Source organism: Streptomyces sp. SGAir0957 (assembly GCF_043523415.1).
In genome coordinates this window covers 3,447,541-3,461,201 of the sequence record NZ_CP027293.1, presented here as the reverse complement: position 1 = coordinate 3,461,201, position 13,661 = coordinate 3,447,541, and the positions used below count along the sequence as shown (strand labels likewise).

Below are 13,661 nucleotides of genomic sequence, written 5' to 3'. Positions count from 1 at the left end.
GATCGCTGGAGGCACCACCATGACGCGCGCATCCGAGTCGGGACTGCCCATCGAGCCGGTGTACGGCCCGTCTGCCCTCGCGGGCTGGGACCCGGAGCGTCAGCTGGGCGAGCCGGGCGTGTTCCCGTTCACGCGCGGGGTGTATCCGACGATGTACACGGGCCGGCCGTGGACGATGCGCCAGTACGCCGGGTTCGGCACGGCCACCGAGTCCAACGCCCGCTACCAGCAGCTGATCGCCAACGGCACGACGGGCCTGTCGGTCGCCTTCGACCTGCCGACCCAGATGGGCCACGACTCCGACGCGCCGATCGCCTCCGGCGAGGTCGGCAAGGTCGGCGTGGCGATCGACTCCCTCGACGACATGCGGGTGCTGTTCGACGGGATCCCGCTGGACAAGGTCTCCACGTCGATGACGATCAACGCCCCGGCGGCGCTGCTGCTGTTGCTGTACCAGCTCGTCGCCGAGGAGCAGGGGGTGGCCGCCGACAAGCTGACCGGCACCGTCCAGAACGACGTGCTCAAGGAGTACATCGCCCGCGGCACCTACATCTTCCCGCCCAAGCCGTCGCTGCGGCTGATCGCGGACATCTTCAAGTACTGCAAGGCGGAGATCCCGCGCTGGAACACCATCTCCATCTCGGGTTACCACATGGCGGAGGCGGGGGCCTCGCCCGCGCAGGAGATCGCCTTCACGCTGGCCGACGGCATCGAGTACGTCCGCACGGCGGTCGCCGCCGGGATGGACGTGGACGACTTCGCCCCACGCCTGTCGTTCTTCTTCGTCGCCCGCACGACGCTCCTGGAGGAGGTCGCCAAGTTCCGCGCGGCCCGCCGGATCTGGGCGCGGGTGATGCGCGAGGAGTTCGGCGCGGAGAACCCCAAGTCGCTGATGCTGCGCTTCCACACGCAGACGGCCGGGGTGCAGCTGACCGCGCAGCAGCCGGAGGTGAACCTGGTCCGCGTCGCCGTCCAGGGCCTCGCCGCCGTCCTCGGCGGCACCCAGTCGCTGCACACCAACTCCTTCGACGAGGCCATCGCCCTGCCCACCGACAAGTCCGCCCGCCTGGCCCTGCGCACCCAGCAGGTCCTCGCCTACGAGACCGACGTGACGGCCACCGTCGACCCCTTCGCCGGCTCCTACGTCGTCGAGCGGATGACCGACGACGTCGAGGCCGCGATCCTCGAACTGATGGGCAGGGTCGAGGAGCTGGGCGGCGCCGTCGCCGCGATCGAACACGGCTTCCAGAAGGCGGAGATCGAGCGCTCCGCCTACCGGATCGCCCAGGAGACCGACTCCGGCGAGCGCGTCGTCGTCGGCGTCAACCGCTATCAGCTCGACACCGAGGAGCCCTACGAACCGCTCCGCGTCGACCCGGCCATCGAGGCCCAGCAGGCCCAGCGCCTGGCCGCCCTGCGCGCCGGACGCGACCAGGGCGCGGTCGACACGGCGCTCGCCGCGCTCAAGAAGGCCGCCGCGGGCGACGACAACGTCCTCTACCCGATGAAGGACGCCCTGCGCGCCCGCGCCACCGTCGGCGAGGTCAGCAACGCCCTGCGCGAGGTGTGGGGCACGTACACCCCCGCGGAACGGTTCTGATCCCCTTCGCGTCCGTACAGCGGTCCTGACCAGCGATCTTGTGGCGAAGGCCACGTGGTTCCGCTGGTCGAAACGGGTGGACGGAGTGCCGGACCGCTGTGCGACACTCCGCTCATGCTGGGTGTCATCGATCTTCCGACCTATCTCGCGGGTACCGTCCTCATCGTCCTCCTTCCAGGGCCGAACTCGCTGTACGTGCTCTCCGTCGCCGCCCGTCGCGGCGTCCGCACCGGCTACAAAGCGGCCGCCGGTGTCTGGTGCGGGGACACGGTCCTGATGACCCTCTCCGCCGCCGGTGTCGCCTCCCTCCTCCAGGCCAACGCGGTGCTGTTCGGCATCGTGAAGTACGCGGGCGCCGGATATCTCACCTGGCTCGCGATCGGCATGATGCGCGCCGCGTGGTCGATGTGGCGGACCCGGCGCGAGCGGATCGCCGCCGCCGAGGCCGGTCTCGACGAGGTCCCCTCGCCGCAGGAGCGGCCCTTCCGCCGCGCCTTCGTGATCAGCCTGCTCAACCCGAAGGCGATCCTCTTCTTCATCGCGTTCTTCGTGCAGTTCGTCGACCGCTCCTACGCCTATCCGGCCGTCTCCTTCGTCGTGCTCGGCGCCTTCGCGCAGCTCGCCAGCGTGCTGTACCTGTCGGCCCTGATCTTCAGCGGCACGAGGCTGTCCGCCGCCTTCCGCCGCCGCAAGCGGCTCTCGGCGGGCGCGACCTCCGCGGCCGGTGTGCTGTTCCTGGGCTTCGCGGTGAAGCTGTCGCTGGCCAGCGTGTAGCGCCCGGCTTCGGCGGGGCTCGCGGACGACCCGGCCTCTCAGCGTGCGGAGCGGCCTCTCAGCGTGCGGAGCGGGCTCTCAGCGTGCGGAGCAGGCCCCCACCTCCTCCAGATACGTCTCCACGCCCCGCGCCGTCTCCCCGGCCCACCCCACGTAGCCATCGGGCCGCACCAGGAACACACCCGCGCCGTACGCCTCGTAGGCCGGGATGCGCGCCGTACGTATGAACGCGCTCTCCACGGGCGGCGGTGCGGGCACGTCCCCCACCGCGAGCAGCGTCCAGTGCGGGCCCCGGAAGAGGTCGAACAGGCGGGTTCCGCCGCGGCGGCCGTCCGGGGCGCGGTCGCCGGCCCGCAGCGCGTCGTCCGCGAGGCCCGCCCGGGTCTCGCGGGTCAGCTTCGACTCGCGGTAGCCGATGCCCAGTTGCCGCACCTCTTCGCCGCGCTGCACCGGCCTGCCCTGGGCGCTCGCGCGGTGGATACGGGTGCTGAGGCCCAGGATGTCCGCCGCGACGGGCAGCCGCTCCTCCTCGTAGGTGTCGAGGAGCCACTCGGGGCCGCCGGACAGGACGGCCGCCAGCTTCCACCCCAGGTTGTAGGCGTCCTGCACGCTCGTGTTCAGGCCCTGGCCGCCCGCGGGGGAGTGGACGTGCGCCGCGTCTCCCGCGAGGAAGACCCGGCCCTCCCGGAAGCGGTCCGTCATGGCCGCCCGCGCCCGGAAGTCCGAGGCCCAGACGACCTCGACGATGTGCTCCGCACGCAGTGGCGTACGGGTCGCGAGGAGCCTGGCCACCCCGGCCGGTGACGTGTCCGGGACCGCCGACTCGTCCGTGAACTGCGCGGCCAGCTGGAAGAGGCGGCCCTCGCCGCCGTCCGGCGGGAGCGGGCAGAAGGCGACGCCGCCGCCCGGGGCCTTCGGCCAGAGGTGCCAGTGCGTGTCCGGGACGGGCGAATCCGGCCTGATCCGTACGTCCGCCACCAGCATCGGCTTCGGGTCGACCGTCTCGCCCCGCATCTCGATACCGAGGGCCTTGCGCACCGTCGAACGGCCGCCGTCCGCCGCCACCAGGAACCGGGCACGCACCGTCGAACCGTCGCCGAGCGTCGCCGTCACCCCCTCGGCGTCCTGCTCGACGCCGGTGAGGCCCGTGCCGAAGCGGACCTCGCCGCCCAGCTCCCGCAGTCGCGCGTGGAGCACCTCCTGCGTGCGGGCCTGCGGAATGAGCCAGGCGTCGGTGAACGGCACCCGCTCCGTCGCCTCGGACCGCGTGACCATGTCCCACTCCTGGCCGGGCTCGTCCCCCTCCCAGCCCCGCATCAGCGGGTACGGCCTGCCCGCCGCGCAGATCCCGTCCAGCACTCCGAGGTCGTACAGCACCTCCTGTGTGCGCGGCTGCAGGCCCTTGCCGCGCGAGCCGGGGAACAGGCTCCCGGCCCGCTCGACCAGCATCGCCCGCACCCCGCGCCGCGCCAGGTCCGCCGCCAGGACGAGCCCCGTCGGGCCCGCCCCCACGATCAGTACATCCGTGCTCGCCACCCCGGCCCCCGCCATGGTCACCGCCATGCCACCCACTCCTTAACGCCGTTAAAGTACGCTCGTCCCGAGCATGGCCTTAACGGCGTTAAACTGTCAAGCGTGGCTGAGCAGACCAACCCGAAAGAGCCGAAGAAGGCCAAGCTCGACAAGAGCTACGTCGCCGACACCGCCCTCGACCTGCTGAACGACCTGGGTCTCGAGGGCCTGACCCTGCGCGCCATCGCCAAGGAGCTGAACGTGCAGGCGCCCGCCCTGTACTGGCACTTCAAGAACAAGCAGGCGCTGCTCGACGAGATGGCGACCGTGATGTTCCGGCGCATGACGGCGGCCGGCGAAGCGGCCGGGAAGGAGATCGCCTACGAGCCCTCCGGGACCTGGCAGGAGCGGTTGATCGGGGGCAACAGGCAGCTGCGTGCCACGCTGCTGCGCTACCGCGACGGCGCGAAGGTCTTCAGCGGGTCACGGTTCACGGGCGTCGATCACGGCCGCGAGATGGAGGCGAACCTGCGGTTCCTCGTGGACGCCGGGTTTGGGGCGGACCAGGCGGCGTGGGCGAGCACCACGGCGTACATGTACACGCTCGGCTTCGTCACGGAGGAGCAGGGCATGAGGCCGTACTCCCCGCAGGACGAGCCGGCGGTGGACGTCGCCGAGCGGGCGGAGATGCTGGCCGACTACCCGCTCGCCGCCGCCGCGGGGCACCAGCTCTTCGCGGCGTACGACGAGCGGTTCGAGGAGGGTCTGCGCCTGATCGTGGCGGGGATCGAGGCGCGGTACGGGATCCGCTGAGGGGCTCGTCCGAGCCCGCGCCGCGGACACGCCCCGGCCCGCACAGCGGACATGCCCCGGCCCGGGCCGTGAACACGGTCCGGGCCGGGGCGGGGTGGGTCAGTTGGTGGTGCCGGTCCACTGGAACCAGGTGGTGGGTATGTCGTTGCCGGCGTACGAGCTGGTGTAGATGGCGTCCTTGACGTCGCTCGCTCTCAGGTATCCGAGCGAGGCGCTGCTCGACCCCTCGTTGAAGAGGAACTTGCTGTCGCCGTCGTAGAACCACCACTGGGACTTGTTCGCGTCGCAGGCGCTGGTCCACACGGCGTTGACCTTGTTGACGAAGTCGGTCGTGAGGCACTGACCGGTGACCCGGTTCTTGAGCTGGTGGTAGCCGCCGTGGCCGGAGCCGGTCCAGTCCCACTGCTGCCGTTCCCAGCCCTGGCAGAGGGTGCCGTAGGCGGTGCCGCTGTCGGAACCGGTCAGACACGTGCCGAACCGGGCGTTCTGGAACGTCCAGTAGGTGGGCGCGGCCTGTGCGGAAGCCGGGAACATGAGCCCGGCCGCGGCGGTGAGCCCACTGATGACACCGACGGCGGCCATACGCATCTTCTTCACTGCGACCTCTTTCGCGAAAGTCAGGAGCAGGACGACGGTGGCCGGCCCGGACGCATGCGCGCCGCCGGCCGCCTGTCGATCAGCCTTCCGGACCATGACGGCTGAGGCCTCAGCGCTCCGTGCTCACTTGTGTGGCAATCGGTTCACCGGGCCCCGTCGGCGGACCGGCGATAGGCGGAGGGGGCGACTCCGTACGCGGCGCGGAAGGAGCGTGCGAAGTCGGTGGCGCGTACGAACCCCCACCGTGCCGCCACCTCCTGGACGGGCGCGGAGCTCTGCGCCGGATCGGCCAGGTCGAAGCGGGCCCGCTCGAGCCGGTGGCGGCGGATGAGAGCGGCGACGGTCTCCCGCTCGTTCCGGAAGAGCCGGTGGAGGTAGCTCAAGGAGATCCCGTGCGCCGCGGCGACGGATCGGGGGGTCAGCCCGGGGTCGGCCACGTGCTGCTGGATGAAGGCGGTGATGCGCGCCGTGAGCCCGTGCCGGACGGTGTCGGGTCCGGGGACGGGGTCGTGCAGGGCGGCCACCATTCCGCAGAGCACGGCGCCCAGGCGGGGCCCGTCCACCGGCCGGTACGCACGGCTCTCGTCGACGACCTGCGCGAGGAACCGCGTCAGCACCGTGGCGGCGGCATGGCTGTGGGCGGCATGACGCCCCAGCAGAAAGGGAGCCGCGTCGCGCGGCCGGGGCAGCATCGCTTCGGGGATGTCGGCCCCGATGAGGGTCACGGGTCCGGACCGCGGGTCGGCCGGGTGCGAGCAGTCGTCGAGGTACAAGTCGTGCGCGGTCAGCAGCGCTTGGCCGCCGGCCGGTCCGACGGTGATCTCGCCCTCCAGTGGCAGCAGCAGGTGCAGGCGGCCGACGCACGGGGACGTCGTGGGTGAGACCAGGGGCGAGGGCGAGGGCGAGGGCGAGGGCGAGGGCGCGGGCGAGGGCGAGGGCGCGGAACGCAGGGTCGCGGACCAGACCGTCGCGGCTCCGAGCGGGACGACGTGGAAGGGGTGGCGTGGATCAGCCCTTTCCGCGGTGCGGCGGCAGTTCAGGGGAGTGAGCACATGCGCCATTGCTTCTCCTTGCCGGTCCGGGCGCCTTCAGTGGTGACCGCGGGCGCGACGGCGGAACTCACCGGGGGTGATCCCGTACACGTCGCCGAAGGCACGGGTCAGTGCCGTGTGGTCGCGGAAACCGGAACGGGCGGCGATCCGGTGGATCGGAACCTCGGCCATCCCGGGGTCGCTGAGGTCGCGGCGCGCCGCCTCCAGCCGGCGGTGGCGGATGAGCGAGGTGATCGTGGTGTCACCGGCCCGGAAGACGCGGTGCAGATGGCCGAGGGAGATGTGGTGCGCGGCGGCGATACCACGGGGTGTCAGCTCCGGGTCCGCCGCGTGCTGCCGCACGTATGCCGTCATGCGGCGCAGCAGACGCTCCCGGTCGGACGGGTGAGAGTCCGGCGGGCTCGCCCCGGGCTGAGGGGTGAGTGCGGTGGCCAACAGGTCCAGGGCCGTCGCTTCCAGGCGCCCGAGCTCGAAGGAGTGCGTCGCTGTCGAGAGCGTGACGAGCCCGGTCGCGAATCCGGCGAGCAGTGCGCCGACGCCCCTTCGTCCCGGGAGCCGTCTGGCCGACAGATGACTGATCGACCGGGCCGGCTGCGGGAGGAGGGCCAGGGGTGCCCGGACTCGGACGAAGGTCGTCGGTCCCGGGTCGACCGTGCGCAGGACGACCGGGCGAGAGCTGTCGTACAACGTGAAGTCGTGACGGTCCACCACGGCTTTGCGCCCCGCTTGCACCACCTGCAGACGGCCTCGCTGGACGAAGAGCACCGAGTAGAGCTGAGGATCCGAGCGCCGGATGAGCCGCGTGGTGCGCAGCATGACGGACGGTGAACAGTCCACCCCGGTGACGGTCACGGCCCCCAGGGCGACGGGGCGCACGGTGGCGTGGAACCGCCGCGGGTCCGAGCTCCACACCCGCGCGGGGTGGTCGCTGGTCAGCAGGGAGCGGTTGAGTTCGGCCAGGCGCCGTAGCGGTAACTGATTCTCGTGCTCGATGGCTGTCGTGGTCATGGATCCCCCCAGACGAGTCGAACATCCGAGCGGTGATCTTAAAGGGCGAGCAACCGCGTGCATCAGGAAAACGTCTCGGTGAACCGTCTCGACACGTCTCGTTCACCCCGTTGTCGATGGAGTTTCAGTATCCGGTGCGGAGACGCTCATAAGGTCCGGGTGATCTGCCGTCGAGAAGGCCCAGGTGTTCGCGTGACCAAGAGCCCGCCCACACTTTCCGTGATAATTCCCTGCTACAACATCGAGCATTACGTCGCGGAAACCGTGGCCGGTCTCGTGAACAATGCCCGGGACGATTTCGAGTTCCTCTTCGTCGAGGACCGTTCGACGAAGGACAAGACGTACGAGGCGCTTCTCGAACTCACCAAGAGGCTTCCCCGCAGCCGCGTGATCCGGCACGAGCGGAACGGCGGCCTGGCCACCGCGCGCAACACCGGTATCGACGCGGCGGAAGGGCGTTACCTCACCTTCCTCGACGGCGACGACTGGCTCGCGCCGGGTTATCTGCCCGCCCTCGTCGAGGCGATCAGCCGCCTCGACGTCGACTTCGTGCGGACCGACCACGTGCAGGTGACCGGGCTCGTCCGGACGGTGCACCGGGCGCCGGAGGGGCGGCGCCACGTCGCGCTCGACCCGCGCGGCTCCATCCTCCCGGTGGGGGAGAGCACCATGGTCGACTACCCGTACGCGTGGGCCGGTGTCTACCACCGCCGCCTGCTCGACCGCGGGCTGCTGCGCTTCCACGACGGGCTGCGCACGGCCGAGGACCGCCCCTGGATCTGGGAGCTGCACCGCCGTGCGGACTCCTGCGCCGTGGCGAGCCTGCGCGGGGTGTTCTACCGGCGCGGCGTCGCCACGTCGCTGACCCAGATCGGCGACGTACGGCAGCTGGACTTCTTCCGGTCGTTCGATCTGGTCCTCTCGGAACTCGCGGCGGACCCCGAGGCCGGGCGGCTGCGCAAGAAGGCTCTGCGCAACTACTGCGTGGTGATCGCCCATCAGCTGCTCGCCAAGGACCGGTTCGAGCGGAGCGTTGCGACGCGGCTCCGGCAGCTGAGCGCGGAGGCGCTGGGACGGATGTCGGAACCCGAACTGGAGGAGGCCCTCGTCGGCATGGGGGAGGAACGGGTACGGACGCTGCGGCGCATACGCGGCGGAATGAAGGGGGTTGCCGCATGATCCAGATATTCTTCTCGGCCACGCAGTACGCCGCCGCGACCATCACGGCCGCGCTCCGGGCGGGTCAGTTCGGCCCGCGCGAGGGCCGCCGCCGCATTCTCGTCGTCAGCAACACCGCGGCGGTCCCGGAGGTCGGCACCCCGCTCGACCGGATGACCGGATTCGGCGAACTGCGCCCCGAATTCGACGAAGTGCGCTCGTGGAACGAGTTCATCTCCCCGCACCATCCGGTCGGGTGGTCGCCGCGCAAGCAGGACGCCGCACTCTGGGAGAAGGCCGTACGCCTCGCCTGGGACCTCGGGGACGAACCCGTCGAGATCGCCTGCGAATCGATCCAGGCCAATCCGTCCAGGGCGGTCGCCGAGATCTTCGCGGACGCCCCGATCCACGTCTACGCGGACGGCCTGATGAGCTACGGCCCCACGCGCAACCGGGTCCCCCACGACATGACCAGCCGCATCGTGCGGGTCCTGCACCTCGACCTGATCCCCGGGCTGCGGCCGATGCTGCTGTCCGAGTACGGCGTCGAGCCCGAACCCGTGCCGAACGAGGCGATCGTCGCCGTACTGGAGCGGATCGGCGCACAGGGCGCCGGGATCCTCGCGGAGCGCCTCCCCGGCACGGAACCCGCGCCCACCGCCGTGCTGCTCGGTCAGTACCTGTCCGCCATCGACCTGATCAGCCAGGACGAGGAGGAGGAACTGCACGTGCGGATGTTGCGCGCGGCCGCGACGGCCGGGCACACGTCCGTCCTCTTCAAACCCCACCCGAGCGCACCGGCCGCCTACTCCGACTCCCTGGAGACCGCGGCCGCGGGCCTCGGGGTGCGGCTGACCGTCCTCGACGCACCGGTCCTGGCCGAGACCGTCTTCGCGTACCTGCGCCCGGAGCTGGTCATCGGCTGCTTCTCCACGGCGCTCATGACCGCCGCCGCCTTCTACGGCATCCCGGTCGCCCGCGTCGGCACCGGACTGCTCCTGGAACGCATCACCCCGTACGAGAACAGCAACCGCATCCCGCTGACCATCATCGACGCGGCCCTGCCCGACGCCGAGCACGACGCGGTCGGCAAGCCCCTGCGCCTCACGGACCGGGCCGCCGAACTGACCCGGCTCGTACGGGCGGTCGGCTTCTGCATGCAGGCCCGCAAACATCCCGAGCTGCGCGACGAGACGGCCGAGTGGCTCACGGCGCACCTGGAGGAGTTCCCGCAGTACTTCAAGAAGCGGCGGCTGACCAGCCTCCGGCTGCCCGGGGGGAGCCCGGTGCGGGCCGAGGCGCTGCGCCGCAACCCCACCGTGCGCCGCGTCGTCCGCAAGGTGCGGGCCGCGCAGGCGTGAACCCCCGCCCGAGCCCGGCCCGGGCGGGGACCCGCGCGCGGATCAGTGGGTCGCGCGCGGCTTCATGGCCCGTTTGAGCCGGGGTCCGAAGGGCCGCTCCACACACCGGTGGATGACCCAGGCGAGGGCGAGCAGCAGCGCGGGGGCGAGCACCAGCGTCAGCTTCGGCGGCAGCCCCGCGCCGCGGTGCAGTACCCGGATGACGAACCAGCCCAGATGCTCGTGGATCAGGTAGAAGGGGTACGTCAGCGTGCCCGCCACGGTCAGCCAGCGCCAGCTCGCCCAGCGCAGCCAGCCCAGGGCCACGGCCGCCACGGACAGGAACGACAGCGCGACGATCGCCTGGATGACGTACGGATCGCGCGGGAAGTCGCCCTGCGCGCCGGGGTGCCAGAGGGCGGTGACCGAGTAGCGCTGGCCCAGCAGGAAGCTGACGCCCACGATGCCCCACAGCAGGGGGTCGCCGCCGAAGCGGTGTATCAGGTACAGCGCGAGGCCGCCGATGAAGAAGGGCGCGTGGTCGCGCATCACCAGCGCGTCGGTGAGCGGGTGGTCCGCGATCCGGGCGAAGGCGCCGGCCAGCGTCCACAGCGCGCAGAAGGCCACCACGCGCCGGTAGGTCACGCCGCGCCACACGACGAACAGGGCGAACAGCGCGTAGAAGCGCACCTCCACCCACAAGGTCCAGCAGACGCCCAGGACGCGGGGTACGCCCATCGGCTGCTGGAGCATCGTCAGGTTGACCAGGAACTCGTCGGAGCGGACCGGGTGGACCACCACGGGCAGCAGGAAGGCGGCGGCGGTGACGATGACGAGCGCCGCCCAGTACGCGGGGTAGAGCCGGGACACGCGGGAGCGGAAGAAGTCACCGAGGGTGCGGCCCCAGCTGCTCATGCAGATCACGAAGCCGCTGATGACGAAGAAGAACTGGACGCCGAGGCAGCCGTAGGTCGCGACCGCGGAGACGTCGGGGAACAGCGTGCCGGGCGACTGGTGCCAGGACTCCGCGACGGTCCCGTTCTTCCCGGCGAAGTGGTAGAGGCAGACCATCAGCGCGGCGAGGATGCGCAGCCCGTCCAGGGCCCGCAGCCTGCCGTCGGGCCGACTGCGGGCGGCGGGTGCGGCGGGCTTGGTGAGCGTGGTGGGTTCGGCGGGCGTGGTCGGTTCGGCGGTGGCGGAAGGCTCGGCCGGGAAGGGGCCGGGGGGCTGGAGGACGGCCCCTTCGGTGGTGAGCGTCCGGTCGGGCAGGCTGACGTCGGGCGGATTCACTGCGGAGCGCTCCGTTTCGGGGCGGGTGACGGGAACTCGGGGCGGGTGACGGGAAGTCGGGGCATAGACGGGAAGTCGGGGCGGACGACGGGAACGCCCCCGTCCCTGCGGCGGGACGGGGGCGACTGGGGATGCGGAACCCGGGTGCCGGGATCTCAGCGCCGTGCCGCAGGCCGCAGGGCGCGAGCGCGGCGCGCGATGCGCCGCACGGTGGCGTTGCGCGGGATGAAGGCGAGCTGGGACGGGACGGCGCCCGGCAGGGCCAGCGCGGTGAGGCGGCGGCGCTTGAAATAGCGCCAGGTGCGGTCGTCCAGGCGCGTCGAGAGGTACTGCTCGGCGGCCGGGCGCAGATCCGGGTAGATCTTCGCCTGCATCGCGAAGCCCACCGCGCGCAGGAGAGCGGTCAGCTCGTCGACGGGCATGCCCGGTTCCTGGGACGTGACGCGGTCGCGGTCGGCCAGGTCGGGAAGGAGCGCGTCGACGATCGTCACCGGGACGCGGTTGCTGTTCTGGTAGGGGGCGAGGCGGTCGAGGAGCGTGCCCGTGCCGACCCGGGCCACCGGAATCCCGTACAGGGCGGAGGCGGTGAGCAGGGCCGTGGAGAAGCAGCCGACGACGAGGGCCGGGCGCAGCCGCTGGTAGAGGACCTCGGCCGGCCCCGGCGACCCGGCGACGACCAGCTCGGCCCCGAGGCGTGCCGCCTCCTCCTCGAGCAGGCGCGACCAGCGGGCGGGCGCGACGGGATGCGGCTTGAACACGAGCCGGGTGTGCCCGAGCGCGACGGCCCCGCGCACCATCTCGCGGTGCAGCCCCTCTTCCTGCTCCGCGGTGAGGATGTCGAGGGCGGACAGGTACTGACCGAGCAGCAGCACGGGTTCGTCGTCCGGGGCGAACAGCCCGTCGCCGGTGTCGCCCGCCTCGCCGACCTCGCGCATGACCTTGACGAGGGCCTCGCCCGGGACGAGTTCGGCCGGCACCCCGAACTCCGTGAGCAGCAGCGGCCGCAGCCCCGGGACGAGATCGAGGTGGAGCAGGCGGCGCACCCGCGTCCCGATCAGCGGGTCCAGCTTGCTGCGCGTGGGGCCATAGCTTATGAGGCCGTCCGCGTACACATCGGCGGGCGCGTCCGTGAACACCTGGGCCAGGGCGAGCGCCGGGGCGACCTGGATCGACTCCAGGACGAGTTCGACGCGATCGTCGCCGAGCCGCCACAGCGTCCGCAGATGACGCTCCCACAGGGGCGCGTCGTTCATCCGGGGGCGCCAGCTCGACGGGTGGAACGGGGAGACGGTCTCGTTCCACGACAGCACCTCGTCGAACCGGGTGCGCACGGCGGCGAACCCCGGCGCGCGGTCGAGCGAAGGGGTCGTCTCCGGATTGGCCGCGTTGTTGCTGACGAGCAGCAGGCGGCGGCCGGCGGGAGCGAAGCGGCCCGCGTCGATCGCCGCGGCGAGCGTCGCGGCACCGTACAGCGTGGACGCGCAGAAGATCTGGGTGGTGCGCGGCATCAGGAGCTCACCGCCCCGCTCGGCACGGGCCGTCGGCGCAGGCGGCGCAGGCGCGCCGCGCGCTGCTGGTCCATGGAGTCGAGCGTGTCCATGAGTTCGGCCTGGGGAAGTCGTCGGAGGCTGCTCGCGCACAAGGCGCGCAATTGTCGTGCCACGGGCGGCTCGAACCTTTCGATGGAGCCCAGATGGTGCGCCATGACGGCGCAATAGGTCCGTACTGCCTTCGGCAGCAGACGGGCGGCGTCGGGGTCGCGGGATGTTTCCTCGATGACCTGGTCGAATGCCTTGATGAAATCGAGTTGGCGTACGTCACCGATCTGGGTCAGGGACGAAGCGACTCCGCGGCGGTAGAAGACGCCGAGAAGTCCCGCCACCGCGAAGGAACGCGCCTCGCGGTGCAGCCGCCAGATCCAGGGCCGGTCCTCGGCGGTGCGCAGACCGGGTGTGAAATGCAGGAGCCCTTCGTCGACCAGACGACGGTGGTAGACACCGGCCCAGGCGTACGCGTAGTCGACCGAGGTCGTCCGGTCCGAGGGCAGGATCGCGTCCCGGGGGTTCAGCACGACACCGCGCATGCCGTGCGGGACACGGTGCACGGCGCGGGCCCGGCCCGTGCACTGCACATGGTCGGTGCGGACGAAGTCGCAGCCCAGCTCCTCGATGGGGGCGAGGAGTTGCGGGTAGTAGCCGGCGGCGAGCCAGTCGTCACCGTCCAGGAAGGTCAGGAACTCGCCGCGTGCGGCGTCGATCCCCGTGTTGCGCGCGGTGGCGAGGCCCTCGTTCCGCTCGTGCCGGAGCAGCCGGGCACCCGGCAGTTCCCGCTCGGCGCGCGCGAGTATGTCCGGCGTGCCGTCCGTCGAGCAGTCGTCGACGAGAATGAATTCGAAATCCTCCCGTGCGTTCGCACGGAGACTTCGCAGAGTGTCGGGCGCGTATTGCTGCACGTTGTAGAACGGCACGATGACGGAGAGCTTGACCACGACGGTGACGTTAGGCGGCGGCCCGGCAT

General features: G+C 71.3%; 12 protein-coding genes. 5 read left to right on the top strand and 7 right to left on the bottom strand.

The window, feature by feature from the left end; all coding sequences use genetic code 11:
• Positions 1–19 precede the first annotated feature (19 nt).
• Both C1N81_RS20475 and leuE read left to right on the top strand, forming a co-directional pair.
• Positions 20–1,600, top strand: a complete 1,581-nt coding sequence (locus C1N81_RS20475) for an acyl-CoA mutase large subunit family protein (RefSeq protein ID WP_394431169.1) — start codon at positions 20–22, stop codon at positions 1,598–1,600.
• A 114-nt stretch (positions 1,601–1,714) separates the two neighbouring features.
• Positions 1,715–2,374 carry a leucine efflux protein LeuE gene (gene leuE, locus C1N81_RS20470; RefSeq protein ID WP_394431167.1) on the top strand — a complete coding sequence of 220 codons (660 nt, stop codon included), beginning with the start codon at positions 1,715–1,717 and terminating at the stop codon, positions 2,372–2,374.
• 78 nt (positions 2,375–2,452) lie between these two features.
• Here leuE and C1N81_RS20465 read toward each other — a convergent pair whose 3' ends face one another.
• Positions 2,453–3,937 (bottom strand): FAD-dependent monooxygenase, encoded by a 1,485-nt coding sequence (locus C1N81_RS20465; RefSeq protein ID WP_394431165.1) that lies wholly within the window; start codon positions 3,935–3,937, stop codon positions 2,453–2,455.
• Between the two features lie 72 nt (positions 3,938–4,009).
• Here C1N81_RS20465 and C1N81_RS20460 point away from each other — a divergent pair, with 72 nt between their 5' ends.
• Positions 4,010–4,699 (top strand): TetR/AcrR family transcriptional regulator C-terminal domain-containing protein, encoded by a 690-nt coding sequence (locus C1N81_RS20460; RefSeq protein ID WP_394431163.1) that lies wholly within the window; start codon positions 4,010–4,012, stop codon positions 4,697–4,699.
• 99 nt (positions 4,700–4,798) lie between these two features.
• On the opposite strand, the gene C1N81_RS20455 is transcribed toward C1N81_RS20460, so the two are convergent.
• The 3 genes from C1N81_RS20455 to C1N81_RS20445 all read right to left on the bottom strand — a co-directional run bounded on the left by C1N81_RS20455 (position 4,799) and on the right by C1N81_RS20445 (position 7,356).
• Positions 4,799–5,287, bottom strand: a complete 489-nt coding sequence (locus C1N81_RS20455) for an RICIN domain-containing protein (RefSeq protein WP_394438085.1) — start codon at positions 5,285–5,287, stop codon at positions 4,799–4,801.
• A 152-nt stretch (positions 5,288–5,439) separates the two neighbouring features.
• The gene (locus C1N81_RS20450; RefSeq protein WP_394431161.1) at positions 5,440–6,357 is read right to left on the bottom strand and encodes a helix-turn-helix transcriptional regulator; all 918 of its coding nucleotides are present in this window, start codon (positions 6,355–6,357) and stop codon (positions 5,440–5,442) included.
• 27 nt (positions 6,358–6,384) lie between these two features.
• A complete protein-coding gene (locus C1N81_RS20445) occupies positions 6,385–7,356 on the bottom strand; it encodes an AraC-like ligand-binding domain-containing protein (protein WP_394431159.1) in 972 nt (323 codons plus the stop codon).
• Between the two features lie 192 nt (positions 7,357–7,548).
• Here C1N81_RS20445 and C1N81_RS20440 point away from each other — a divergent pair, with 192 nt between their 5' ends.
• Both C1N81_RS20440 and C1N81_RS20435 read left to right on the top strand, forming a co-directional pair.
• Positions 7,549–8,535 (top strand): glycosyltransferase family 2 protein, encoded by a 987-nt coding sequence (locus tag C1N81_RS20440; RefSeq protein ID WP_394431158.1) that lies wholly within the window; start codon positions 7,549–7,551, stop codon positions 8,533–8,535.
• Positions 8,532–9,875, top strand: coding sequence for a polysialyltransferase family glycosyltransferase (locus C1N81_RS20435; protein WP_394431156.1), 1,344 nt, complete (start codon positions 8,532–8,534; stop codon positions 9,873–9,875). The genes C1N81_RS20440 and C1N81_RS20435 overlap by 4 nt, the downstream gene beginning before the upstream one ends.
• A 42-nt stretch (positions 9,876–9,917) precedes the next feature.
• On the opposite strand, the gene C1N81_RS20430 is transcribed toward C1N81_RS20435, so the two are convergent.
• The 3 genes from C1N81_RS20430 to C1N81_RS20420 all read right to left on the bottom strand — a co-directional run bounded on the left by C1N81_RS20430 (position 9,918) and on the right by C1N81_RS20420 (position 13,632).
• Positions 9,918–11,144 (bottom strand): acyltransferase family protein, encoded by a 1,227-nt coding sequence (locus tag C1N81_RS20430; protein ID WP_394431154.1) that lies wholly within the window; start codon positions 11,142–11,144, stop codon positions 9,918–9,920.
• 155 nt (positions 11,145–11,299) lie between these two features.
• Positions 11,300–12,652 (bottom strand): polysialyltransferase family glycosyltransferase, encoded by a 1,353-nt coding sequence (locus tag C1N81_RS20425; protein WP_394431152.1) that lies wholly within the window; start codon positions 12,650–12,652, stop codon positions 11,300–11,302.
• Entirely contained in the window at positions 12,652–13,632 is a 981-nt protein-coding gene (locus C1N81_RS20420) for a glycosyltransferase family 2 protein (RefSeq protein ID WP_394431150.1), read from the bottom strand. The genes C1N81_RS20425 and C1N81_RS20420 overlap by 1 nt, the downstream gene beginning before the upstream one ends.
• Between the last annotated feature and the right edge of the window lie 29 nt (positions 13,633–13,661).

Bases quoted from the DNA above. Each gene is read 5' to 3' on its own strand.
- C1N81_RS20475 (WP_394431169.1), top strand. From the start codon at position 20: ATGACGCGCGCATCCGAGTCGGGACTGCCCATCGAGCCGGTGTACGGC.
- C1N81_RS20445 (WP_394431159.1), bottom strand. From the start codon at position 7,356: ATGACCACGACAGCCATCGAGCACGAGAATCAGTTACCGCTACGGCGC.
- C1N81_RS20425 (WP_394431152.1), bottom strand. From the start codon at position 12,652: ATGCCGCGCACCACCCAGATCTTCTGCGCGTCCACGCTGTACGGTGCC.
- C1N81_RS20450 (WP_394431161.1), bottom strand. From the start codon at position 6,357: ATGGCGCATGTGCTCACTCCCCTGAACTGCCGCCGCACCGCGGAAAGG.
- C1N81_RS20465 (WP_394431165.1), bottom strand. From the start codon at position 3,937: ATGGCGGTGACCATGGCGGGGGCCGGGGTGGCGAGCACGGATGTACTG.
- leuE (WP_394431167.1), top strand. From the start codon at position 1,715: ATGCTGGGTGTCATCGATCTTCCGACCTATCTCGCGGGTACCGTCCTC.
- C1N81_RS20435 (WP_394431156.1), top strand. From the start codon at position 8,532: ATGATCCAGATATTCTTCTCGGCCACGCAGTACGCCGCCGCGACCATC.
- C1N81_RS20455 (WP_394438085.1), bottom strand. From the start codon at position 5,287: ATGCGTATGGCCGCCGTCGGTGTCATCAGTGGGCTCACCGCCGCGGCC.